The organism is Phaeodactylibacter luteus (assembly GCF_007993045.1).
Lineage (GTDB): Bacteria > Bacteroidota > Bacteroidia > Chitinophagales > Saprospiraceae > Phaeodactylibacter > Phaeodactylibacter luteus.
Genome location: NZ_VOOR01000194.1, coordinates 1 through 542 on the forward strand (window position 1 = coordinate 1; position 542 = coordinate 542).

The window sequence follows — 542 nt, forward strand, 5'->3', positions numbered from 1 at the left end:
CGGATGAATCCAGTTTCGTTACCATGGGGATTACTAAAGATTCAATCCCCAAAATCGCGCTCATTAAATACAATGGAAATGGGGACACTATATTCACGAAAGAGTACATCAACCCTTTCTATCCGGAAGAATCTTTTATCTCCGCAGCACAAAATGTCAGCCCTTATAAAAACGATGAGATTTCACTTATTTCAGGGATTGATGCCGATCCAGATGGGGGCAATTCCGAGATATACTGGCTACGCCTGAACGCAGCAGGGGAAATAATAAATAGTTTTATTTACGCCGCACCGGAGCACAATACCCCTGAATCACAAACCATAGATGAAAATGGGAATATTACTATCGGGGCTTTTAGCCATAACATCGGCCAAGTCAACCAAAATTTCACCTGCCAGGCTCAAATCCTACAGATAGACAGTTTAGGCAACCAAAAATGGCTGTACAAGACCCCAGCTAACCAGCTTTTTAGCTCCGCACGCTCCCTCCTCCCCACCCCCGACGGCAGCCTCATCGTCGGAACCGGTAAAGGCGTGGAGACG

General features: G+C 46.1%; 1 protein-coding gene. It reads left to right on the forward strand.

The features are described 5' to 3' along the window. The coding region (locus tag FRY97_RS22055; RefSeq protein ID WP_170254875.1) for a hypothetical protein at positions 1 to 542 on the forward strand (542 nt) is incomplete at both ends.